The following is a 21,489-nucleotide window of genomic DNA, read 5'->3' on the forward strand; positions in this document are numbered from 1 at the left end:
TCAAATTAAAATGAAGCGCATATTTTTTAGTTTACTTCTTTCCTTACTTTATTCCATTGCATTACGGGCGCAAACCCAAACGCCGCCGCCACCCGGTCCGGCTCCCAGCATCCAAATAGGACAAGCCCAATCGTTCCAGCTTAAAAATGGCTTAAAAGTATTTGTGGTGGAGAACCATAAATTACCGGTGGTTTCCATGTCGTTGGTACTGGATAACGATCCTATTGTGCAAGGCAACAAAAACGGCTACGTAGATATAGCGGGCACCATGATGCGCACCGGCACCAAAACCCGCAGCAAAGAAAAGCTCGACGAAGAAATTGATTACATTGGGGCTAGTTTAGTGCCTTCGGCTAGCGGTTTAACAGCTTCGTCCTTAAAAAAGCACCTGAACAAATTAATGGAATTAGCCTCCGATGTGGCGCTCAACCCTAACTTTAAACAAGAAGAACTGGATAAAATTAAAAAACAAACTTTATCCGGATTAGCATCTTCTAAAGATAACCCCAACGTTATTCAAGGCATAGTGCGTAGTTCTTTGCTTTACGGCAAAGATCATCCGTTCGGGGAAGTTCCTTCCGAGCAATCTATCAATAACGTTACTTTAGCGGATATTCAGGGCTATTACGATACCTTCTACAAACCCAATGTAGGTTACTTAGCTATTGTGGGTGACATCTCGGGGAAAGAAGCAAAATCGTTGGCGAAAAAGTACTTTGGCGCTTGGAAAAAAGGCGCTATTAATCGCAGTACTTTACCTACTCCCGCTCCAACTTCGGGCACCCGGGTAGCCATTGTGGACCGGCCGGCTGCCGTGCAAAGCGTTATTTCGGTAGCCAATGTAGCGGATTTAAAACCAGGTTCGGAAGATGCTATTACCGGCCGGGTTTTAAATACTCTTTTGGGCGGTAGCTTCTCGCGCCTTACGCAAAACCTGCGCGAAAAACACGGGTACACCTACGGCGCTTATTCGGATTTATCGGCGAGTAGATACATCGGCGAATTTTCGGCGAGTACCAACGTGCGTAATGCCGTAACGGATAGCGCCATAAACGAAATCTTGTTCGAGCTTAATCGCCTTCGGACCGAAAAAGCCACGGCGGATGAAGTACAAAAAATTAAAAATATTGTAACCGGCGAATTTGCCCGCTCCCTGGAAGACCCGAATACCGTTGCTTTATTTGCGATTAATACGGCCCGCTACAACTTACCGAAAGATTATTACCGCGATTATCTTAAGAAAGTAGCCGCCGTAACGCCCGAGGCCATTCAGCAGGTAGCCCAGAAATACATTACGCCCGATAAAGCCGTTATTTTGGTAGTCGGTAACGCTGATCAGATGGAAGACCGGGTGAAGCGTTTTGATAAAGATGGCACCCTGGAGTATTTTACTCCTTTGGGAGAAAAAGCCGAGCGCACTACCTTAGCCTTGCCCGCCGGAGCCACCGCCGATAAAGTGCTGGATGCTTACGTGCAAGCCTTAGGCGGCCGCGCCTCGCTGGACAAAGTAAAAGATATGATTATTAAAAGCACCATTACTTCTACGGGAGCGAACTTAACCTATACGCAGTACTTTAAAGGACCAGACAAAATGGTACAATCCATAAAGGTAGGCGACGTGGAAATTCAAAAAACGATTATTAACGGCAACAAAGGCAAAGTTATCAGCCAGAACGGAACGAAAACAATGAGCCCGGAAGAAGTACAGGAACAAAAAATACAATACGGCCTGAACAGCTTCTTGCGGTATAATGCCTTAGGCGTAAAGAAAAACTTATCTACCTTGGAGCGAATCAACGGTCGTCGGGCTTACCGGTTGGAGTTATCATTGCCCAGTGGTCAGCAACTGCTTCAGTACTATGATTTGGAAACCGGTTTAAAAATACGGGAAATAGTAGTTACCGCTACCGAACTCGGTAACGCCACCCAAGTAACCGAGGTAACGGATTACCGCGACGTAAGTGGCGTGAAATTTCCCTATTTAACTCAATTGCACGCGGGTAATCAACTTATCAGCACTACGGTGCAAAGCGTAGAGGTAAATAAAAACCTGAAAGACGATTTATTTAAATTATAACTGAAGGTAAATTCTAAAACAAAAAAGGAGTCGATAAGTAATCGACTCCTTTTTTGTTTTATTAAGGTTGCAGATTCAGTAAGGTTACTGGGTAATACAATTACTTACATTAAACCATTCTACTTTTTCTTATTCAATCAAAAAGAGAGCCTTGCACGGGTTGCGGAATGGGCATAGCTCCCTCTGGTGGTAAGCCACTTACAGTTGCCAGTTTCTCCAGCATATACCGGATTAATTTAGGTGAGTGAATAATTTCTTCGTAGTGCACAAAAAAGTACAACGTTTGTAAGCCTTGCTCCATCCAGGTGGTTAGCTGTTCCAGCCAAGCGTCGGCGCGGGCATAATCGGTAGTATTGTGTAAATACCCATTAAAACGGATAAAAGCGGTGGCCGTGGTAAGGCGTTGGTGCAATACATTCCGGCGACCGGCTACATCGGTAATAACGGTACTTACTTCGCAGGCTTCCAATACCGCACTTAACTCCTCAAATGCAATCGGATCTGAAAACCAGTCCGGATGCCGTAACTCTATCGCTAAAGGTATGGCACGCGGCAAGTCGGTTAAGAATTTTTCTAAAATATTTAATTGATTCGGCCCAAAACCAGGAGGTAGCTGTAAAAAGGATACTCCCAAATTTTCTTTAAAATGAAGTAAAGCCGTGCAAAAGGCGTCAGTGGCACTTTCTACATGCAGCAATTCCTGCTCGTGGCTAATTTGTTTCGGCCATTTAGGACAAAATTTAAACTCAGGGGTTACGGCGCCGCACCACTTAGCTACGGTAGTTTGGTCAGGAATGCGGTAATGCGTGGTATTTAACTCAATGGTATTAAACTGCTGGCTGTAATAATGCAGAAAATCTTTGGCCGGTAACCCAGCAGGGTAGTACGTTCCTAACCAATCTTTGTTCGCCCAGGTAGGGCAGCCCAAATAGATTTTCGGTTTCAGGTAAGTTGCAGAAGTTAAGCGCGTTAATACTAATTGAGTAGCGGGAGAAGCGGGAGGTAATTCAAAATTTATTTCCTCCGGGTGCCTTACTTTACCAAAATCCATGGGTTTTTAACTTAAAAGTAAGCGATACATTCTAGTATTTTTACCAGATAAGTACTTCATTTTTAAAGTTACTCAAATTTTTTAATGAATTTTAAGTAACGCGTTTAAAGCTATTTCTAGGGCCACAATAAAGCTAAAAAGGCCTTCCATTTGCTCTTATCCAATAAAAGGATTGCATTATAACCCTTACAACGCGTAATTTTTAAAATGCCGTATGTACCACAGCTATAGGCATAAAGTAGCGCTAAAGGGCTATAATGTAGTTTTTATAAATTTTTATTATATCTTTGTTTTTCCACCAATTAATGAAGACATGATGTTACACAAACTACCTTATGTATTCAGCCTTTTTACCATCGTTTTTTGCAGCCTGACAAGCGATGGATTTGCTCAAAAAAATGGCTCCTCCGTTACCGGCTCTGCCACCTGGTACGGCTCTCAACATCAAGGCAGAAAAACCAGCAGCGGTGAAATATTCAACAAAAATCAGATGACCGCAGCTCATAAAACGCTTCCCTTCGGCACCAAAGTAAAAGTTACCAACATAGCCACCGATGAAAGCGTGGTAGTCCGTATAAACGACCGGGGTGGTTTTTGGCGAAAAGGACATATCATTGATCTATCAGAAGCCGCCGCTCGCCGGATTAATGTAGACGGTTCAGCTAAAGTAAGGGTAGAGATATTAAATCATGATACTGCCAGCGATTTACTGTCTCTGGAAGATACCGAAAGCCAAAAGTTACTTACCCCCATTACCAGTCCCCTGCTCACCAATTATTACTTTGTTATTCAAACCGGTTCTTTTGCCGATCCCGATAAGGCGAAGGTACAATCCGACAAAATAAAAGCCTTTAATCAACAGTTACCTACTATAACCAACGAAGATACCATAAACGGTAAAAAAGTGCACCGGGTAGTAACCGGTAGATTTACGGATCGTACGGAGGCGGAAGAAATTAAAGCCCAACTGGAAAAGAATGGTATCTCGGGTATGGTTAAACAAATAAGTCCCGGCTCCTGATTTACCATTACATCATAAGGCTTTTTGGGGTTAAATACTGCCTGAAATTACCTTGCCGGGATTTTCTAATATTTGTGTTTCCGCTATATTGCCCAACTAAAAAACCTTATTTCTTATTTCCTTTTTGGCTGATCAGATAGTTTTTGAAGATAGCATTGCTATCTATCCTTCTGGCTTTCTCTGTTTGGGGTAGGGGAGGAGGTATTATCATTACTTCCTAACGTAATTTTAGCTTTTCCCAAATTAAATTCTTTATTCCGGTAAGTGACCACCAATTTATTTTCGGGTAGAATACCTTTTCTATAGAGGCTTTAAAAAGTATTTTTTGCACGCACTAACCCTAATTTTTATTTTCCGGTTAAGCTATTACTGAATTTCGTCTGCCTTGCTTCCGGTAGTTTTATAAAAGGCTGGTCTGCGACTTCTTTTCTTAAGCAAGGTTTAGTTAATTTTTATTTTGGGATCAGGAATATAAAAGGATTACTTTTTCATCTTATCAAATACCCAATCTTCCTGTTTGAGTAAAAATAAATAGATTACCTTTGTGCCCCCATTAGCTTTACTCAGAAATTAACACCATGATCCAACCGCGTACTTCTTCTGCTCATCCTGCCGAAAAAGGTTTACGATCTACCTTGCTGGGCATTGTAGCGAACATGGGTATGGTAGTCATAAAAGCGCTGGCCGGTTATTTTGGTAATTCGTACGCCCTGATTGCCGATGCTATTGAGTCGGCCTCGGATGTATTTACTTCTTTTATTGTTTGGATTGGTTTGCAAGCGGCTTCAAAAGAACCAGATTCGAACCATCCGTACGGGCACGGTAAGGCGGAACCTTTAGCGGCTATTGTAGTTGCCTTATCTTTAATTGCGGCGGCCATTTTTATTGCCATCCAAAGCGTGGAACATATTATTACGCCACACGTAACGCCGGCGCCGTTTACCCTGCTGGTTTTAATTATTATCGTGCTGGTAAAAGAAGGCATGTACCGCTATACCAACCGGGTAGGTTCCGAAATAGAAAGTGCGGCCGTTAAAGCCGATGCCTGGCACCACCGCTCGGATGCTATTACTTCTTTAACCGCGGCTGTTGGCATTGCCATTGCCTTAATTGGCGGCCCCGGCTACGAAACAGCCGATGACTGGGCCGCCCTGATTGCCGCCGCTATTATCGTTATAAATGCCTGTCGGATTTTTATGCCTGCTTTTACCGAGGTTATGGATGCGGCGCCTCCTTCCGAGTTTGCCAACGAAGTGCGGCTTATTGCGGCTAATGTGCCTCAGGTGCAAGGCTTAGATAAATGCTTAGTCCGCAAAATGGGCTTCGAGTATTTCGTGGATTTACACATTATTGTCGACGGTAATTTATCGGTACGCGAGGGCCATGCCATCGCGCACGCGGTAAAAGACGAGGTAATGCGCCAAAAACCTTCCGTATACGATGTACTTATTCACGTAGAACCTACCCGGGCGTAAATATTTCTGAAAAGCGTAGCATAATACTATAATTTTATCCGTTAGCTATTTAATAGCATGGGCTTCCTTATTTCTCCCCTATCTATCCAGGCAAAGTTTAGTAGCAATAGAATTTTTAAATAAACCAGCAGGAGTTTGTTCACGGTTCTGCCTTCAACCTAAAAGCAGAATGAATGAATAGAATCTTCGCTGAATAATAGATGAAATTAAGGTTTATTTTTAGCTTAAAAGTTGGTTATACAAGCTCTAACAAAGCAGAAAGTAACTCAAGAATAAAGCGGAAGGCTGTATAAGCTTCTTTGCTGAAATGGTAAGCGATAGATTTTGCTTTATTGCTAACCATTTTTTGCCCTTAATTTTTTATAATTTAATAATTACCCTACTTATTTAAACTCTTTCTGTAACTCTGGCTCTTGTGTCTGGCGTGGAAAAGAGCAGTTTAACTTTATTTAAAATCTATAAAAAAGGCATCCGTATCTCTAAACTCTACTAAATTATGGCTATGGCTCTTCGTAAACTATTCGGTTGTTTACTGTTGCTTTTTGTTTTCATTCAATCTGCTAATGCCACGCATATATTGAGCGGCGAAATAATTTATCAGGCTGATACAACGGATACTGCCAATCCGCTGCACTATTTTTATAAACTAATTATTTATCAAGATGGAAATTCCGTAGCGGATATGCCTTTCTCTACTTTATACTTTGGCGATGGAACATTCGCAACTTCTGCCCGGACGAGTAAAGTTTTAGTTAATAATTCCTGCGATTTAGTTTTTCGTAGCACCTACTATTTTGAAAATACTTTTACTGGTCCTGGCTCATTTACGACTATTTACCGGGAAGTAAATCGCTACTATAATCAAAATATGGATAATTCGATTGATCAGGCTTATGTTATTACTGCTCAAATCAACATTGATTTATTTGACGAAATTAATAGATCGCCACGTTTTATTCTACCTATTATGCCGTGCGCAATACAGCATCAACCTTACCATCATAGTCTGGCCACCACTGACCCGGATCATGATAGTTTAGTGTACGAGTTAATTACTCCTTTAACCAGTACCAACTCTAATGAAAACTTTTCTGTAAAAAATGTAACTGGTTACACTTTGCCGCAGCAGGTAAGCCTTAATGCCGGAAACGGCGAATTTATCTGGGATAAACCTACTCTGCTAGGCAGGTACAGCTTTGCCGTGCGGGTAAACGAATATCGTAATAAATACCTGGTAGGCACCGTTATGCGCGATTTTGTGATTAATGTAGTTCCAGGCCCAGATAATTTTACCCATTCCTTCACCGTTGAAAACCGTTCTGAATTATCGATTACCGACGAAAATCAAATATTCCTGACTGCTGGTCAACCCATTAAAATAAAAGTAAAATACCATACAACTGGCCAGTCAAAACAATTGTTTATTTTCTCTGAGTTGTTCTTTGGTTCCGAAACTATTCCTTTTGATACTATTGCCACAGAAGACGGTATTTTGGCTGAAATAACCTTAAACCCTGAGGAATCGTGGCGGCGCAGCCAACCTTATATTTTGGTTTTACGGGGTATTTCTGAAGTAAATGGCACCTTAGTGCAGCAAGATTTTACTCTTACCCTGTTGGCGAAACCTGAATTGGTAAGTGGCGGTATTGGGGAAGGTCCCGGCGAAGCAGACCCTGGTAAAGAAGGAGGATTTGTCGTCTATCCTAACCCAGCCCAGGAATTTGTTTGGGTGAAAAGTAAACGCGAGTTACCGCGGCTACATTACCGATTGTATAATGCCTTGCAACAAGTTATCCTCCAGACTAAGTTAAATTTAGGAACCACTCGCATTCCATTACCGCCGGTAGCTACCGGAATTTATTTTTACCAGATTTCCGCGGAAAATGGGAAAGTATTGCAAAGCGGTAAATTATACGTGAGATAAATTCTTCTGCCTTTTTTATAAAGGAGCTACCTTAATTTAATACTAATGCTTTTGGTAAAGTTGTATTCGGTAGTGCGAGAGGATTGGCAAATTTATAATTACAACCAAAATTTTAAATTTTTTACAAAAAACGCGACGAAACTATTATAATTATAAATACATCTGGTATTTGCACAATAAAAACCCGCGTATTATCTTTGCACTACTTATCAAGAAAGACGGAGGGACTTGGCCCGTTGATGTCTTAGCAACCCTGGCTGGCAGGGTGCTACTTCCAGCCCCAAACAGTGCACACTGTGGGGGAAGATGAGGGTAGAAAAGGCGTTTCGCCTGAAAAACTCAGCTCAAAACTCTTGATAAGCAAAAAATCACACCCTCCAGAAGGGTTATACTTTTTTTGCTTATAACACGAATGACACGCATAGAAGAAGAAGTAAAAAAACGCATCCTGGTGCTGGATGGCGCTATGGGTACGCAAATCCAAAGCTATAAGCTGACTGAGGCCGATTACCGCGGCGAGCGATTCCGGGATTTTCCGCACGATTTAAAAGGCAATAACGACTTATTATCCATTACCCGGCCCGATATTATCCGGGAAATCCACTGGAAATACTTTGAAGCCGGCGCGGACATTGCTGAAACGAATACTTTCAGTTCTACTACCGTGGGTATGGCCGATTACCACATGGAAGATTTGGTGTACGAACTCAATTACGAGTCGGCCCGGATTGCCCGCGAGGTAGCCGATGAATTTACGGCTGCCAATCCGGATAAACCGCGCTTTGTGGCTGGTTCCATTGGTCCTACCAACCGCACCGCTTCCATGTCGCCGGATGTGAATAACCCGGCCTTCCGAGCGATAACTTTCGATGAATTAGTAGAAGCCTATACCGGCCAGATAGAAGGTTTAGTAGATGGGGGCGTGGATGCCTTACTAGTAGAAACAATTTTTGATACGCTCAACGCAAAAGCCGCGCTGTTTGCCATCGACCAATATTCACAGCGTACGGGCAAACGAATTCCGATCATGGTATCCGGTACTATTACCGATGCCAGCGGCCGAACCTTATCCGGGCAAACCGTGGAAGCATTTTTATTTTCGATTTCGCATTTACCTTTATTAAGCGTAGGATTGAATTGTGCCTTAGGCGCTAAACAATTGCGGCCGCACTTGCAAACCCTGGCTAAAGAAGCTAAATTTTACGTAAGTGCGCACCCCAATGCGGGTTTACCTAATGCTTTTGGCGAATACGACGAAACGCCGGAGCAAATGGCTGCGCATATCCACGATTTTCTGGAAAATAACTTTGTGAATATTATTGGTGGTTGTTGTGGCACTTCACCGGAACACATAAAAGCCATTGCCCAGGAAGCCGCTAAATTCCCGCCCCGGGAAATTCCTCCATTACCCTCTTTACCCAAATTAAGTGGTTTAGAGCCCCTTACTATTTTTGAAGGTTCTACTTTTGTGAACATTGGGGAACGTACCAACGTAACCGGCTCCAAGAAATTTGCCCGCCTTATTTTAAACGAGCAGTACGAAGAAGCTCTAAGCATTGCCCGCGAACAAGTTGAAAACGGAGCTCAGATAATTGACGTGAACATGGACGAAGGCATGCTCGATTCCGAGAAAGCTATGGTTCATTTTTTGAATTTAATTGCCTCCGAACCGGATATTTCCCGGGTACCCATCATGATTGACTCTTCTAAATGGAGCGTGATTGAAGCTGGTTTAAAATGCGTGCAAGGAAAAAGCATTGTTAACTCCATTAGCTTAAAAGAAGGCGAAGAAAAATTTAAAGAAGTTGCCCGCAAAGTATTAAGCTACGGTGCGGCAGTAGTAGTAATGGCTTTCGACGAAGAAGGTCAGGCCGATTCTTACGAACGTCGCATTCAAATCTGTCAACGGGCATATAATATCCTTACCAAAGAAGTAGGATTTCCCGCCGAAGACATCATCTTCGACCCCAATATACTCACCGTGGCTACGGGTATGGAGGAGCATAACAATTATGCTATCGACTTTATCAATGCCACTCGCTGGATTAAAGAAAACTTACCGGGCGTAAGGGTAAGCGGTGGGGTAAGTAACGTATCCTTCTCTTTCCGGGGGAATGATTTGGTGCGCGAAGCCATTCACACGGTATTTTTATACCACGCCATTAAAGCTGGTCTGGATATGGGAATTGTAAATGCTGGCCAGATTGAGGTGTATGAAGAGATTCCGAAAGACCTGCTCCAGTTAGTAGAAGATGTATTGTTTAATCGCCGGCCCGATGCTACCGAGCGCCTGATTGAACACGCCGAGAAAATAAAGAATAAAGGCAAAGAAATAGTAAAAGACGAAATCTGGCGCAATGCACCCGTGCAGGAACGCCTGACACACTCGCTGGTAAAAGGCATAACCGATTACATTGATATTGATATTGAAGAAGCACGTCAGCAGTACGAACGACCACTGGAAGTGATTGAAGGCCCTTTAATGACCGGAATGAACGTAGTGGGTGATTTATTCGGGGCTGGTAAAATGTTTCTGCCGCAAGTAGTAAAAAGCGCTCGGGTAATGAAAAAAGCCGTGGCCTATTTGTTGCCATTTATCGAAGCCGCCAAACAACCCGGTGACGAAAGTAAGAATGCGGGTAAGGTTCTGCTAGCCACGGTAAAAGGGGACGTGCACGATATTGGTAAAAACATTGTGGGGGTAGTACTGGCCTGCAATAATTACGAGATTGTGGATTTAGGCGTAATGGTGCCTTCTGATAAGATTTTACAAACGGCTCAGGAAATAAACGCGGATATTATTGGTTTAAGCGGTTTGATTACTCCTTCGTTGGACGAAATGGTGCATGTAGCGAAAGAAATGGAGCGGCTACAATTTAAAATTCCTTTGTTGATTGGGGGAGCTACTACCTCACGGGCACATACCGCCGTAAAAATTGCCCAAAATTATAGTGGGCCAGTGGTACACGTATTAGATGCGTCGCGTTCTGTACCCGTAGTGGGTAGTTTGCTGCAGCCGGAACAAAAAGAAACCTACGCTAAAAACATTAAAGCCGAGTACGAAGTGCTCCGCGACAGCTACCTGAACCGTAAGCAAGACCGTCAGTTTATTTCCTTAGCCGAAGCCCGCGCAAATAAATTCCCGATTGAGTGGCGCGCCGAAGAGGTTTATACGCCCAAAGTATTGGGAACTCAGGTCTATAAAAATTACCCGCTCAGCGAAATCGTAAATTACATCGACTGGACACCGTTCTTTCAGGCTTGGGAACTGCACGGAAAATACCCTAAAATTCTCAGCGACGAAGTAGTAGGTACTGAAGCCGTCCGTTTGTTCGAAGATGCCCAAGTTTTACTCAAAAAAGTAGTGAAAGAAAAATTGCTGCAAGCCAATGCGGTAGTGGGAATCTACCCGGCTAACACCATCAACGACGACGATATTGAAGTATATACCGACGAAAGCCGGGAACTAAGCCAGGTAACGTTCCGCACGTTGCGGCAGCAAAGTAAGAAGGGACCAGGTGTAGCCAATTTAGCCCTTGCCGATTTTGTGGCTCCGCAAGAAAGTGGCCTGAATGATTATATTGGGGGATTTGCCGTAACCGCTGGCATTGGCATTGAAAAATTAATTCAGCAATACGAAGCCGACCACGACGATTATAACAGCATCATGATTAAAGCCTTGGCCGACCGATTGGCCGAAGCCTTTGCCGAATTGATGCACGAAAAGGTACGGAAGGAATTATGGGGTTACGCCCCCCACGAGCAACTCACCAACGACGAGTTAATTGCTGAAGCCTACCAAGGCATTCGGCCAGCGCCCGGTTACCCGGCTTGTCCCGAACATACCGAAAAGCTCACTTTATTTGAATTATTGCAAGCCGAAAAACACACGGGCATTACTTTAACCGAAAGTATGGCCATGTACCCCACGGCAGCAGTATCCGGAATGTATTTTTCGCACCCCAAATCCCGTTATTTTGGCTTAGGCAAAATTGATAAAGACCAGGCCGAAGATTACGCCCGTCGCAAAAACATGACCTTATCTGAAGTGGAACGCTGGCTCTCACCTAACTTAGGTTATAATGCTTGAATAAATGAGTGAATGAGTGCGTATGTGAATGAGTGAATGAAGAATAATCTAATGAAGAAATCAATTCATCTAAGTTTAAGCTTTTAAATTCTATCATTCAATTTACTAGTCCACCCATTCACTTATTCTCACATTTACTCATTCACTTATTGTCATAATGAAAGTAACCGAACATATAGCAAACGCGAAGAAGACGCTTTTTTCTTTTGAAATATTGCCGCCGGTAAAAGGCACTAGTATTCAATCCATTTATAACGGCATTGACCCGTTAATGGAATTTAATCCGCCGTTTATCAATGTTACCTACCACCGCGAAGAATACGTTTTTAAAGAACGGGGTAATGGTTTGCTCGAAAAAATCAGTATTCGGAAGCGGCCCGGTACGGTAGGAATTTGCTCGGCTATTATGCACAAGTACGAGGTAGATGCCGTGCCGCATATTATCTGCGGCGGTTTCAGCAAAGAAGAAACTGAAAATGCCTTAATGGACCTTAACTTTCTGGGCATCGATAATGTGCTGGTGCTACGGGGTGATTCCATTAAAACCGAAACCCAGTTCCGGCCGCACCCCGATGGTCACGCTTATGCGTCGGATTTACTAAAACAAATTTGCGATCTGAATAACGGCAACTATCTGGACGAAGACATTGCCAATCCGGTACCCACCAATTTTTGCGCGGGTGTAGCCGGTTACCCCGAAAAACACAGCGAAGCTCCTAACCTGGAAACGGACCTGAAATATTTAAAAATGAAAGTAGATATGGGGGCTCAATACATTATTACTCAAATGTTTTTTGATAACAAGAAGTATTTCGATTTTGTGAAAGCCTGCCGCGAGTACGGTATTAATGTTCCTATTATTCCGGGTATTAAGCCCCTGACAGCCAAGAACCAACTGCGCATGCTGCCTAATTTGTTTCACATAGATATACCTAACGACTTAGTACAAGCCATTGATAGTGCCCAAACACCACAAGCCGTGCGGCAGGCGGGTATCGAGTGGGCTATTCAGCAATGTAAAGAGCTAGTTGAGTTTGGCGTACCGTGTCTGCACTTCTATACCATGAGTAAGTCAGAAGCAACAGCTGCTATTGCCAAAGAAATTTTTTAAAATTTAATTCTACAAAATACCGAAAAAGGCAGGTGTCCGCTGGAACATCTGCCTTTTTCGGTATTTTGTAGAATTAATGGGCAGCGCGAGCACAGTTGAATAAGCCTGACAACTGTGCTCGCGCTGCCCATTGATTTCAGGACGATACATTTATTTAACCATTAATTTTCAATGTCTGGTGTCTAACATCCAGTGTCTAGAATCTAAATTAATATTTTTGAATAAGATAAATGCCCAGCAACAACAAGGTTACTCCTAAAACCCGCAAAGGGCTAACCGGGTGCACCTGAAAACCCAACCAACCGAAATGGTCAAACAAAACGGCGAATAATAACTGCCCCGCCATAACAAAGCCTAAGGTATTAGCCGCTCCAATCTTTGGCGCCGTAATAACTACCGACACAATATAAAAAGCCCCCATGAGCCCACCTAACCATTTCCACCACGTAATATGCGCCAGTACCTGTCCGGAAGGGAGCTCTTTGGAAGCAGTAGCCATTACTAAAATAATTAAGGTAACTGTGCCTACTAAAAAAGATAGTAGAGCGGTAATAAGAGGATTATTCACCAGCAGCCGTAGTTGGGCGTTGGCACCCGACTGCACCGCTATTCCTGAACCGGCAATAAAAGCAATGACGTAGTAAATTTCTTTCGGCATGTTTTGAGCTAAAGTAAGAGCAGCAAAACTACTAGCTTTTTGTAAGCTAAGCGGCTAAATTACAGGTATAAATTTATTCTGTTTCAAAGCGGTCACCGCGACTGGTGGGCTGCGATGTAACTGTAAAAAGTAAATCGGTATGGGTGCGGTTTAAAATTTGGTGGTGCTGACCTGGCAAAATGTGCAGGCCGTTTTGCTCCGGCACGATATACGTTTCACCATTTACGATAAAAGTTGCTGTGCCCGAGATAATGTAAAAAAATTGTTGCGCCACCCGGTGAAAATGCAACTTCTCCGCGGTACCGGCCGGCATCCGTTCCTGAATAATACTTAGTTCCGTAGTTTTTACCAAGTGCCAGCCTTCGCAGTTATCGCCCCAGATATAATGCTCGGCGTTTGCCAGATTTTTAATCATGCTACATTTACTTTTTGAAAATGTTCTACCGTTGGGAAGGGGTCGTAAAAAGGATGCAGTAATTTTTTCCACTCCTGGTATTCCTCAGACTGCCGAAAGCCAACGGTGTGATCTTCCAGGGTTTGCCATTGCACGAGTAAAACGTAACGGTTTTCTTTTTCCAGGCAACGTTGCAATTCGTGAGAAATATATCCGGCCATTTGGCTAATTATTTTTTGAGCTTGCATAAAAGCTTTTTCAAATGCGACGGTTTGGTTTGGTATAATATCCAGTAAGGCAACTTCCAGAATCATAAAATCAGATTTTAATGCGGCATAAATATACTTTTATGCGGGGCTTCCGTATATCCATATTCCAAATAATTACTCAGATTAAAAACAAGGAGGATAGCATGAAAGGTAAACAGAAATTAACGAATATACCAGATAACGTTTTTGACGATCCTAATAAGCAAATACTGAATAAGAGCGGCGAAATCATTGATGATAACGAAGATATGACCAAGAAGAGCGCTCTATCTAATGGCGATACTCAAGTTATGAACGCTGATCGGAACCAAGTTTCGCGGGAAGGAAACAAAAATCGGGATCACGTGCAGGGCGATAACGACGACCATCATAATCGGTTAAACCGCCCCCGCAGCAACCCAAGCGACAACCAAGGCAGATAACTGGTTGTTAGACGCTAGACACTAGATTTTAGATACTTACATCACAAATTAAAAACGGAGCTGGTAAACTGGCTCCGTTTTTAATTTTATGATCAGTCATTCAGATGACTACTATCTAATACCAAAATAAGTAAAAAGTGTTTTCTAGTTCTTCGTATTTCCCGGATCTAATTCCGCCACATGGTAGAACCACTACCTACTAGCAACTGATACCCGTTTGGCGGTGGAGGGCCTGCTAAGGTTCTGGTTCTGCGCAGCAGAATTCCAACGAAAGGAGGAAAGGAAGCTTACATCAGCCCGGAAGAGCCAAACGAGGTCAGCAGGTTACTCTTCAAACTAGATAGCACCAATGCCTGGAGACTTGAAAAGGCTCCAAAGACAACAGTTAATTCTATCTTAAACTACAAATTAATATATCTCATTCAGTCTAAAATCTAGATTTTAATACCTAGCATCGAAAATTAAAACTCTTGTTTCAACCATAATTTAAAATTTTGTTGCTGCTCTGACGTAGCATTCGGTAGTTTCTGAATACTGTATTTAGCTAAATGCTGTTCGTCATCGGCGGTAAGCGTAACAGTACGTAAAAATTTATTTCGGAAAAGGGTTACTTCGTAAGTAGGTTCATTCTGCAGCAGCACAGCTAGATTACCTTCTATCCGGCGGCCGTTTACCGCAACCAACTCATCATCCGTAGAAAGAACCTGTGCGGCTGGGCTATTTGGCTCAATGTAACCTACCAGTAAACTGGTGTTGTTTAAAGTAGTTTTAAAGCCAAAGCGACTTTCAGAAACGCCAACATTGGGTTCTTTTAGCAAAAAGCAACCTATGTAATTTAATGCTTCATTTAAAGGCTCGTGTACGGGTACGGTGCTGTAAATAATCTGATCAAAATAACTTTGAAGCGATTGCCCAGCCACTTCTTCGGTCAGGCGTTGGTAGTCTTGCTCGGTATAACCTATTTTAGGTTTGCCAAACTCTTGCCACAAACGCCGCATCACGTCATCCAGGGATTTTTGATTGTTGGTTAATTGCCGGATTTCTAAATCCAGAATAAGAGCAGCAATACAACCTTTATGGTAAATAGATACTTTCCGGTCGGGGATGCCGGGTTTGTATCCGTCCAGCCACAGTTCAAACGATGAATCGGCCACTGATAAGTGGTATTGCCCAAAATCATCGAAATGCTTGCGCAGTACTTCGTTTAGTTCGGCAAAATATTGCTCCGCCGAGAAAATACCGCAACGAGCCAGTAAATAATCGCCGTAATAAGTTGTTACTCCTTCGGCTATGTAACCCGTCCGGAAATAATTTTCGCGGGTATAATCGTAAGGCAGCATTTCGGCCGGCCGGATTTGTTTAATGTTCCAGGTATGAAACAACTCGTGGCAACTGACGCCCAATAGTTCTTTGTACAATTCCTGGCTCATCAGCAGCTCGCCAGGCCCTAAAGCAATGGTAGTAGAATTGCTGTGCTCTACGCCGTGGTAAAATCGATAAGGTAAAATCTCATATAAAAAATGGTATTCCTTTACCGGAAATTCGCTAAATATATTTAGTTGTTCTTCCGTAAACCGCTGAAAATCGAGAAGTATTCGGTTCCAATCCGGCTGGCATTCGCCCTGAAACCAAACATGGAACGGGATGTTTTGAGCCGTATATACCTGGTGCTGTAGATTAGCGCTGGCAATTAAGGGGCAATCTACAAGCTCGTCGTAAGTGATAGCTTCTAAAGTAGTTTTATTTATTTGTTTTAGGCCGCAGGCTACTTGCCAGTTTTCGGGTATCTCTATATGTAGCTGGCACGGTTCTGCCTCCTGGCCTATTACGCTCATTAAACAATTTATTGGGTTTACGTAAAGCTGGGTTTCGTCGAGCCAGGAACCGCCCGCGTCGAGTTGGTGCGCGTAAAAATTATACTGTACTACAATTTCAGATGCATTAACCAGCTGAAGGCGCCAGCGATCTTTGGTGATTTTGCTGTATTTTACCGGTTGCTGCTGCGTATCGGTTACTCTGAATTGCTGAATTTTCTGGGCAAAATTTTGCAGTTCGTAACGGCCCGGGCGCCAGGCGGGCAATTGCAAATCTATTTCGGCAGCATCCTGAACCGGAATGACCATCCGGATTTGCAGGAAAAAAGTAAGCGGATTAGAAAAAGAAATATAGTAGTGAATCATAGGAAAGCTATTGACAGCATTCGAAATACGGAAATTCTAAATAAAAAACTAAATAACTAGATTATCCAGAAGCAGTTGATAACAGCTTCACCCTTCTAACCTTTCACCTGTAACTTTTCAGCCTATAACCTGCAACGTATAACTTCTAACCTGTAAACCAGTAAATAAATAGCTGCTTTGTTTGATATTTAAAAAAAGCTTCCTAATTTTGCAGCCCATATAATAAGCTTTGGTTTAAGATGAAAAGAACATTCCAACCTTCTCAAAGAAAAAGAAGAAACAAGCATGGTTTCCGCTCCAGAATGGAAACGGCAAACGGTAGAAGAGTGCTTGCTAGCAGAAGAGCAAAAGGTCGTAAAAAACTGACTGTTTCAGACGAAAGAAGACACAAAGCTTAATTTTAGCGCACCGCTATTGGCTTGGGAGGGTATACGCGCATGAATGCAGCGTCTGAAAATCCCGCTGAAAATAAGAACATCCATAATTTTACGAAAGAAGAACGCTTACGTAGTACAAAGCTGATCGAGCAGCTTTTTCGGGAGGGTTCTTCTTTTAATTTATACCCTTTGCGGTTTGTTTATCTGAAGCCAACTTCGCCAATGGCTACTACTCCGCAGGTACTTATCTCTGTTTCTAAAAGAAACTTTAAGAAAGCGGTGGATCGAAACCGGCTTAAGCGGCAAATCCGGGAAGCGTATCGCCTGCACAAAGGTATTTTACTATCCACTGGTTCCAGTCCCCTTCAATTGCTTGGCATCCTGTATATTGCCAAAGAAAAAAAGCCTTTTAAAGTTATCCAAAAAAAACTAATTTCAGGTTTGGAACGTTTCTTAAACGAATAGGCGCATCCGTTTACAAATCTGGAAAGTTATGGTTAAAAAAATTACCGCCGGCCTGCTGGTATGTGCAGCAGTTGGTTTCCTGGCTTCTTTTAAATCTAATGATGATAATGGGCGATACTTCGAAATCGCCAAAAACTTAGATATTTTTGCTACTCTCTTTAAAGAGGTAAATACGTATTACGTAGACGAGGTAACGCCGACCAAAATGGTTAAGACGGGCATCGACGCCATGCTAAAATCGCTGGACCCTTATACGAATTACATTCCCGAAGATGACATTGAAGATTTTCGCACCATGACTACGGGCCAGTACGGTGGTATTGGCGCGAACGTAGGCAAACGCGATGGTAAAACAATTGTGCAACTGCCGTACGAAGGATATCCGGCTCAAAAAGCTGGTTTATTAGCGGGCGACGAGATTATAAAAATAGACGGCGTTAATATTGAAAAGAAAAACTCCTCGGACGTCAACAAGCTTTTAAAAGGGCAGGCTAATTCGGTAGTAGAACTGGAAGTAAAGCGTTTCGGAAGCGATAAACCTCTTACCCTAAAAATTACCCGCGCTAAAATCCAGATTGATAACGTGCCTTACTTTGGGATGGTAAGTAACGATATTGGTTATTTACAGTTATCGGGATTTACTATGGAGGCCAGCCGCGAAGTGCGGAATGCGGTAGTTAAATTAAAAGAACAAGGAGCGAAAAAACTTATTATCGACTTGCGCGATAATCCGGGGGGTTTATTAAACGAGGCGATTAATATTTCTAACTTATTTGTCGAACGTGGCCGCGATATTGTAAGTACCAAGGGCAAAGTAGTAGAATTTAACAAAATGTATAAGGCTTTAGATGAGCCTTTAGATACCCAAATTCCATTAGCGGTTATAACTAATTCGCGGAGCGCTTCGGCTTCGGAAATTGTTTCCGGCGTTTTGCAAGATTACGATCGGGCGGTATTGGTAGGAGAGCGTACCTTCGGCAAAGGCTTGGTTCAATCTACCCGGCCGTTAACGTACAATTCGCAGTTAAAAGTAACTACCGCCAAGTATTACATCCCGAGTGGCCGTTGCATTCAGGCCATTGATTATTCGCACCGCAATGACGATGGTAGTTTAGGAAAAATTCCGGATTCGTTGCGCGTGGCTTTTAAAACTACCAGTGGCCGGGTAGTATACGATGGGGGAGGTGTAAGCCCCGACGTTGAAGTAACCGAAAAAGAATATTCTCAGATTGCTAAAACTTTGGCAAACAAAGGTTACTTTTTCGATTTTGCTACTAAATACCGGGTGGAACATCCCACCCTGGCGAACGCAAAAGATTTTCATTTGACCGATGCTGATTATCAAAAATTCGTTTCTTTCCTGGGTAATAAAGATATTTCGTATTCTACTAGTGTGGAGAGAGCCATGGAGGACTTGATAAAGAAATCAAAAGACGATAAACATTTCGACGATATTAAAGCGGAAATTGAGGTAATTAAAAAGAAGATTTCCACGAACAAAGCCAATGACCTAACCCGTTTTAAACCGGAAATTAGTGAATTGCTGGAGCAGGAAATTGCTTCGCGGTATTATTTTCAGAGAGGTATGATTGAATCAACCTTCGATGATGATCAGGATATTATAGCCGCTATTAACTTGTTGAGCGATACACCCAAATACAACGCTTATTTGCGTCCTTCAGCCGGTAGCAATACCACTGTCCGGAAAGGTAAGTAAGAGGCTTAGTGTAATAGCAGTAGTTTTAAAAAAGAAAAGCAGGTTATTTGTAAATAGCCTGCTTTTCTTTTTTACTATAATTCTGATAATGTAAATAGAAAGGTAAATTGAAAGAAAACAGTGGCAGTAAAACCAAAGCATAATCTTTCAACAACGTTTCTATTCAATCTTTACAACTAAGCCATTCGTAAATTTAAAATTTAGACTGCCTTATTAATTGATAAAACTGCTGCGCTGCATCAGGTAATTGCTCCCGACGAGATTTTAGATTTTGCCTTATTTCTGCCCCGCTTATTTTTTGTACGCTTAGAGGAAGTTGCCGCACCGATTGATCGATTACCGTATCGGTTAAGGTTTGTTTTAATTCGGTAGCCGTTTGAATAAATTTTTCGGCGGGCATACTGGCTAATATCAGGGTATCTAAGTGGGCGGAGTTTATGGTTAAACGGGAAACATCGTCCAGTTTTGCCGTGAATTGTCCGAACTTAGGTAAGGCCCATTTACGGGTAGCTAACCAAGGTAATAATCCGTCGCGGTAATTACAGAAAGCCTGATCGCGATCTTTCGGAATGGGTACGTACCAGGTTTCTGGTCCCCGCGGGTAAGCGGCCCACATCCACTGCCCCGTATGCCGGTCCCAATCGCCGATTAAAAAATCGAATAAGCGGCATTTTAAATACATTTCTGCATCGATCTGTAAAGTTTTTTTGTCTAACTTTTGTAACAAAATAGGCGTGGGAAGGATAGCCGTAGCATTTTTTAATTCGGGGTATAGCTCGGGATTATTTTGATACTTTTCCTCCAGCAAAAATAATTTGCCGCCTGCCCGGGTAGCAGATTGGCCAAATAAAGGATCCTTCGGACGAACGTAACGCAATTGCGGATGGGCGTGCAAGATACCGGCCGCCTGCGCCAATACCGGCACTACTAAGGCTCCGTACGGGTTTGCCCCCGAAATTTGGTCGCGCACAAAATGGCCGGCACTGGTTTTTCGCCAGAACGGGGACAGAATCGATATGGGATCTTTATCTACGGATCGCAAGGCGTAAGTACGGCCAATGGAGTCGCGGAGGGTAAAACTTAAAGTTTGCATGCCGCCGCCAACTTCTACTATTTTTAAGCCGCCGAACGTTCTGTTTAAATACAAAACTTTTGCTTTAACGGGTACTGCCCAGATGGTCCGGTTGTGCTGGCCCAAGAAAAAAGTGCCGAATGCCGAGCGGGCGTAATGCGGGCCGGCACTTACTACTACACTATCGGGCAAACCATCGGGGTTGCGGTTCACTATTACCGCCCGCGGCCGGGTAGGTGGGGAATATTGCCGGAAAAAAAGCCAGTAACATACCAAGCCTAATGTCAGTACTATACAAACTAACCGTATCTGCTTAATCATGCTTTCTGGTTACCGGACGATTTTTTAACGAAAACAACGGAAAAGTTCTTTATTAAAGTAGAAATCACAAACAGGTATAAAATATCCGGAAGTTAATGGGTATGAAAATAACTTTGTTAGGAAAATAAAGGTGGCATATCTTCGGACGAAGTAAAATTAAAAAGTATAAATACTTACTATTATATCGTAAAACTTTAAAATTTAAATAACTATGGCCAATAGCGCGCAATACACCGGTATCGACGAATCGGTTTACAGCAATTTAAAACAAAAATTATCTGGTTTTGGCATCGACCTGGAAGGTAATTCCGGTAAAGTTTCGAAACAAGGAGTTTCTGCGCAGTATGCCTTTGATCCGGCTACGCAAACCTTAAATATTAATAACGTAAATGTGAGTTTTCCGGCTAGCATGATGTTCAGTCCGGATAAAATTATTGGAATGATATCGGAAGCGGTACAAGGCGCCGGTGGTTCCAAGGTAGCTTAATTAGGAAAAGCGCGGTACTTGTACGGCGCTTTTTGCTTTTAGAGTATTTTATTTAAATTTAAGTAACGGGATAAAATTAATTAGACCTGCCTTAGGTCGAGATTGTTGTAGTAAGGATTTAGGAATTAATTTAGTAGTTCCTAAAAAGCCTAGTATCTTATATCTTGATACCTGTGTCTCTTTACTTATTGGTAAAAATAGATTTGCATATAGTAGTATGAACCTACTAATTATGCTGGATGAATAATCTTTTTAACAGTTTCTAAAATGATATTCCATCCAGCATAGCCAACCCAAATAAAATATTTTCAGGCGTATCTCCTCGGAATGTTTCTTATAAAATTCAGGATCATTTTAGTTTATTTCGCTTACGCAACT

Annotated in this window: 17 protein-coding genes and 1 riboswitch; of the genes, 11 read left to right on the forward strand and 6 right to left on the reverse strand. The window is 42.6% G+C overall.

All coding sequences use genetic code 11. From position 1 onward, the window contains the following. Positions 1-10: 10 nt before the first annotated feature. Positions 11-2,077 (forward strand): M16 family metallopeptidase, encoded by a 2,067-nt coding sequence (locus AHMF7605_RS18975; RefSeq protein ID WP_106931615.1) that lies wholly within the window; start codon positions 11-13, stop codon positions 2,075-2,077. A gap of 133 nt (positions 2,078-2,210) precedes the next feature. Here AHMF7605_RS18975 and AHMF7605_RS18980 read toward each other — a convergent pair whose 3' ends face one another. Continuing rightward, entirely contained in the window at positions 2,211-3,128 is a 918-nt protein-coding gene (locus AHMF7605_RS18980; RefSeq protein WP_106931616.1) for a DUF72 domain-containing protein, read from the reverse strand. 313 nt (positions 3,129-3,441) lie between these two features. Here AHMF7605_RS18980 and AHMF7605_RS18985 point away from each other — a divergent pair, with 313 nt between their 5' ends. From AHMF7605_RS18985 to metF, 5 genes are all read left to right on the forward strand, one after another. Continuing rightward, positions 3,442-4,149: a septal ring lytic transglycosylase RlpA family protein gene (locus AHMF7605_RS18985; protein ID WP_158267564.1), complete on the forward strand. Its 708-nt coding sequence runs from the start codon at positions 3,442-3,444 to the stop codon at positions 4,147-4,149. A gap of 578 nt (positions 4,150-4,727) precedes the next feature. Continuing rightward, positions 4,728-5,624: a cation diffusion facilitator family transporter gene (locus AHMF7605_RS18990; protein WP_106931618.1), complete on the forward strand. Its 897-nt coding sequence runs from the start codon at positions 4,728-4,730 to the stop codon at positions 5,622-5,624. A 496-nt stretch (positions 5,625-6,120) separates the two neighbouring features. Continuing rightward, a complete protein-coding gene (locus AHMF7605_RS18995) occupies positions 6,121-7,548 on the forward strand; it encodes a T9SS type A sorting domain-containing protein (protein ID WP_106931619.1) in 1,428 nt (475 codons plus the stop codon). 203 nt (positions 7,549-7,751) lie between these two features. After that, a riboswitch (SAM riboswitch) is annotated at positions 7,752-7,861 on the forward strand. Between the two features lie 99 nt (positions 7,862-7,960). Further along, complete coding sequence (gene metH, locus AHMF7605_RS19000; RefSeq protein WP_106931620.1) at positions 7,961-11,638, forward strand: methionine synthase; 3,678 nt, start codon at positions 7,961-7,963, stop codon at positions 11,636-11,638. A gap of 157 nt (positions 11,639-11,795) precedes the next feature. Then, positions 11,796-12,749, forward strand: a complete 954-nt coding sequence (gene metF, locus AHMF7605_RS19005) for a methylenetetrahydrofolate reductase [NAD(P)H] (RefSeq protein WP_106931621.1) — start codon at positions 11,796-11,798, stop codon at positions 12,747-12,749. Positions 12,750-12,957: 208 nt separating this feature from the next. Here metF and AHMF7605_RS19010 read toward each other — a convergent pair whose 3' ends face one another. From AHMF7605_RS19010 to AHMF7605_RS19020, 3 genes are all read right to left on the reverse strand, one after another. After that, a complete protein-coding gene (locus AHMF7605_RS19010; RefSeq protein ID WP_106931622.1) occupies positions 12,958-13,407 on the reverse strand; it encodes a DMT family transporter in 450 nt (149 codons plus the stop codon). Between the two features lie 73 nt (positions 13,408-13,480). Then, the gene (locus AHMF7605_RS19015; RefSeq protein ID WP_106931623.1) at positions 13,481-13,822 is read right to left on the reverse strand and encodes a cupin domain-containing protein; all 342 of its coding nucleotides are present in this window, start codon (positions 13,820-13,822) and stop codon (positions 13,481-13,483) included. Then, positions 13,819-14,115, reverse strand: coding sequence for an antibiotic biosynthesis monooxygenase family protein (locus AHMF7605_RS19020; protein ID WP_106931624.1), 297 nt, complete (start codon positions 14,113-14,115; stop codon positions 13,819-13,821). The genes AHMF7605_RS19015 and AHMF7605_RS19020 overlap by 4 nt, the downstream gene beginning before the upstream one ends. A 98-nt stretch (positions 14,116-14,213) precedes the next feature. Between AHMF7605_RS19020 and AHMF7605_RS19025 the strand changes: the two genes are divergently transcribed. Continuing rightward, complete coding sequence (locus tag AHMF7605_RS19025; protein WP_146153622.1) at positions 14,214-14,492, forward strand: hypothetical protein; 279 nt, start codon at positions 14,214-14,216, stop codon at positions 14,490-14,492. 461 nt (positions 14,493-14,953) lie between these two features. Here AHMF7605_RS19025 and AHMF7605_RS19030 read toward each other — a convergent pair whose 3' ends face one another. Beyond that, positions 14,954-16,672 (reverse strand): M61 family metallopeptidase, encoded by a 1,719-nt coding sequence (locus AHMF7605_RS19030; protein ID WP_106931626.1) that lies wholly within the window; start codon positions 16,670-16,672, stop codon positions 14,954-14,956. Between the two features lie 239 nt (positions 16,673-16,911). On the opposite strand from AHMF7605_RS19030, the gene rpmH reads away from it, so the two are divergent. The 3 genes from rpmH to AHMF7605_RS19045 are packed head-to-tail and all read left to right on the forward strand — an operon-like array spanning position 16,912 to position 19,231. Further along, positions 16,912-17,070 (forward strand): 50S ribosomal protein L34, encoded by a 159-nt coding sequence (gene rpmH / locus AHMF7605_RS19035; protein ID WP_007659000.1) that lies wholly within the window; start codon positions 16,912-16,914, stop codon positions 17,068-17,070. Between the two features lie 39 nt (positions 17,071-17,109). Further along, positions 17,110-17,514, forward strand: coding sequence for a ribonuclease P protein component (gene rnpA, locus AHMF7605_RS19040; protein WP_106931627.1), 405 nt, complete (start codon positions 17,110-17,112; stop codon positions 17,512-17,514). A 28-nt stretch (positions 17,515-17,542) separates the two neighbouring features. After that, positions 17,543-19,231, forward strand: coding sequence for a S41 family peptidase (locus tag AHMF7605_RS19045; RefSeq protein ID WP_106931628.1), 1,689 nt, complete (start codon positions 17,543-17,545; stop codon positions 19,229-19,231). A 193-nt stretch (positions 19,232-19,424) separates the two neighbouring features. Here AHMF7605_RS19045 and AHMF7605_RS19050 read toward each other — a convergent pair whose 3' ends face one another. Next, positions 19,425-20,624, reverse strand: a complete 1,200-nt coding sequence (locus tag AHMF7605_RS19050; RefSeq protein WP_106931629.1) for a hypothetical protein — start codon at positions 20,622-20,624, stop codon at positions 19,425-19,427. A gap of 211 nt (positions 20,625-20,835) precedes the next feature. Here AHMF7605_RS19050 and AHMF7605_RS19055 point away from each other — a divergent pair, with 211 nt between their 5' ends. Then, positions 20,836-21,111, forward strand: coding sequence for a hypothetical protein (locus tag AHMF7605_RS19055; protein WP_106931630.1), 276 nt, complete (start codon positions 20,836-20,838; stop codon positions 21,109-21,111). Positions 21,112-21,489 lie beyond the last annotated feature (378 nt).

It is taken from the genome of Adhaeribacter arboris, from assembly GCF_003023845.1.
GTDB classification, from domain to species: domain Bacteria; phylum Bacteroidota; class Bacteroidia; order Cytophagales; family Hymenobacteraceae; genus Adhaeribacter; species Adhaeribacter arboris.

What these genes read in the sequence shown, in the direction of transcription:
- AHMF7605_RS19020 (WP_106931624.1), bottom strand. Translation starts at nt 14,115, where the DNA reads ATGATTCTGGAAGTTGCCTTACTGGATATTATACCAAACCAAACCGTC.
- AHMF7605_RS19030 (WP_106931626.1), bottom strand. Translation starts at nt 16,672, where the DNA reads ATGATTCACTACTATATTTCTTTTTCTAATCCGCTTACTTTTTTCCTG.
- AHMF7605_RS19015 (WP_106931623.1), bottom strand. Translation starts at nt 13,822, where the DNA reads ATGATTAAAAATCTGGCAAACGCCGAGCATTATATCTGGGGCGATAAC.
- AHMF7605_RS19010 (WP_106931622.1), bottom strand. Translation starts at nt 13,407, where the DNA reads ATGCCGAAAGAAATTTACTACGTCATTGCTTTTATTGCCGGTTCAGGA.
- AHMF7605_RS18995 (WP_106931619.1), top strand. Translation starts at nt 6,121, where the DNA reads ATGGCTATGGCTCTTCGTAAACTATTCGGTTGTTTACTGTTGCTTTTT.
- AHMF7605_RS19045 (WP_106931628.1), top strand. Translation starts at nt 17,543, where the DNA reads ATGGTTAAAAAAATTACCGCCGGCCTGCTGGTATGTGCAGCAGTTGGT.
- metF (WP_106931621.1), top strand. Translation starts at nt 11,796, where the DNA reads ATGAAAGTAACCGAACATATAGCAAACGCGAAGAAGACGCTTTTTTCT.
- AHMF7605_RS19050 (WP_106931629.1), bottom strand. Translation starts at nt 20,624, where the DNA reads ATGATTAAGCAGATACGGTTAGTTTGTATAGTACTGACATTAGGCTTG.
- AHMF7605_RS18985 (WP_158267564.1), top strand. Translation starts at nt 3,442, where the DNA reads ATGATGTTACACAAACTACCTTATGTATTCAGCCTTTTTACCATCGTT.
- AHMF7605_RS19055 (WP_106931630.1), top strand. Translation starts at nt 20,836, where the DNA reads ATGGCCAATAGCGCGCAATACACCGGTATCGACGAATCGGTTTACAGC.
- rnpA (WP_106931627.1), top strand. Translation starts at nt 17,110, where the DNA reads ATGAATGCAGCGTCTGAAAATCCCGCTGAAAATAAGAACATCCATAAT.
- AHMF7605_RS18990 (WP_106931618.1), top strand. Translation starts at nt 4,728, where the DNA reads ATGATCCAACCGCGTACTTCTTCTGCTCATCCTGCCGAAAAAGGTTTA.
- rpmH (WP_007659000.1), top strand. Translation starts at nt 16,912, where the DNA reads ATGAAAAGAACATTCCAACCTTCTCAAAGAAAAAGAAGAAACAAGCAT.
- metH (WP_106931620.1), top strand. Translation starts at nt 7,961, where the DNA reads ATGACACGCATAGAAGAAGAAGTAAAAAAACGCATCCTGGTGCTGGAT.
- AHMF7605_RS19025 (WP_146153622.1), top strand. Translation starts at nt 14,214, where the DNA reads ATGAAAGGTAAACAGAAATTAACGAATATACCAGATAACGTTTTTGAC.
- AHMF7605_RS18975 (WP_106931615.1), top strand. Translation starts at nt 11, where the DNA reads ATGAAGCGCATATTTTTTAGTTTACTTCTTTCCTTACTTTATTCCATT.
- AHMF7605_RS18980 (WP_106931616.1), bottom strand. Translation starts at nt 3,128, where the DNA reads ATGGATTTTGGTAAAGTAAGGCACCCGGAGGAAATAAATTTTGAATTA.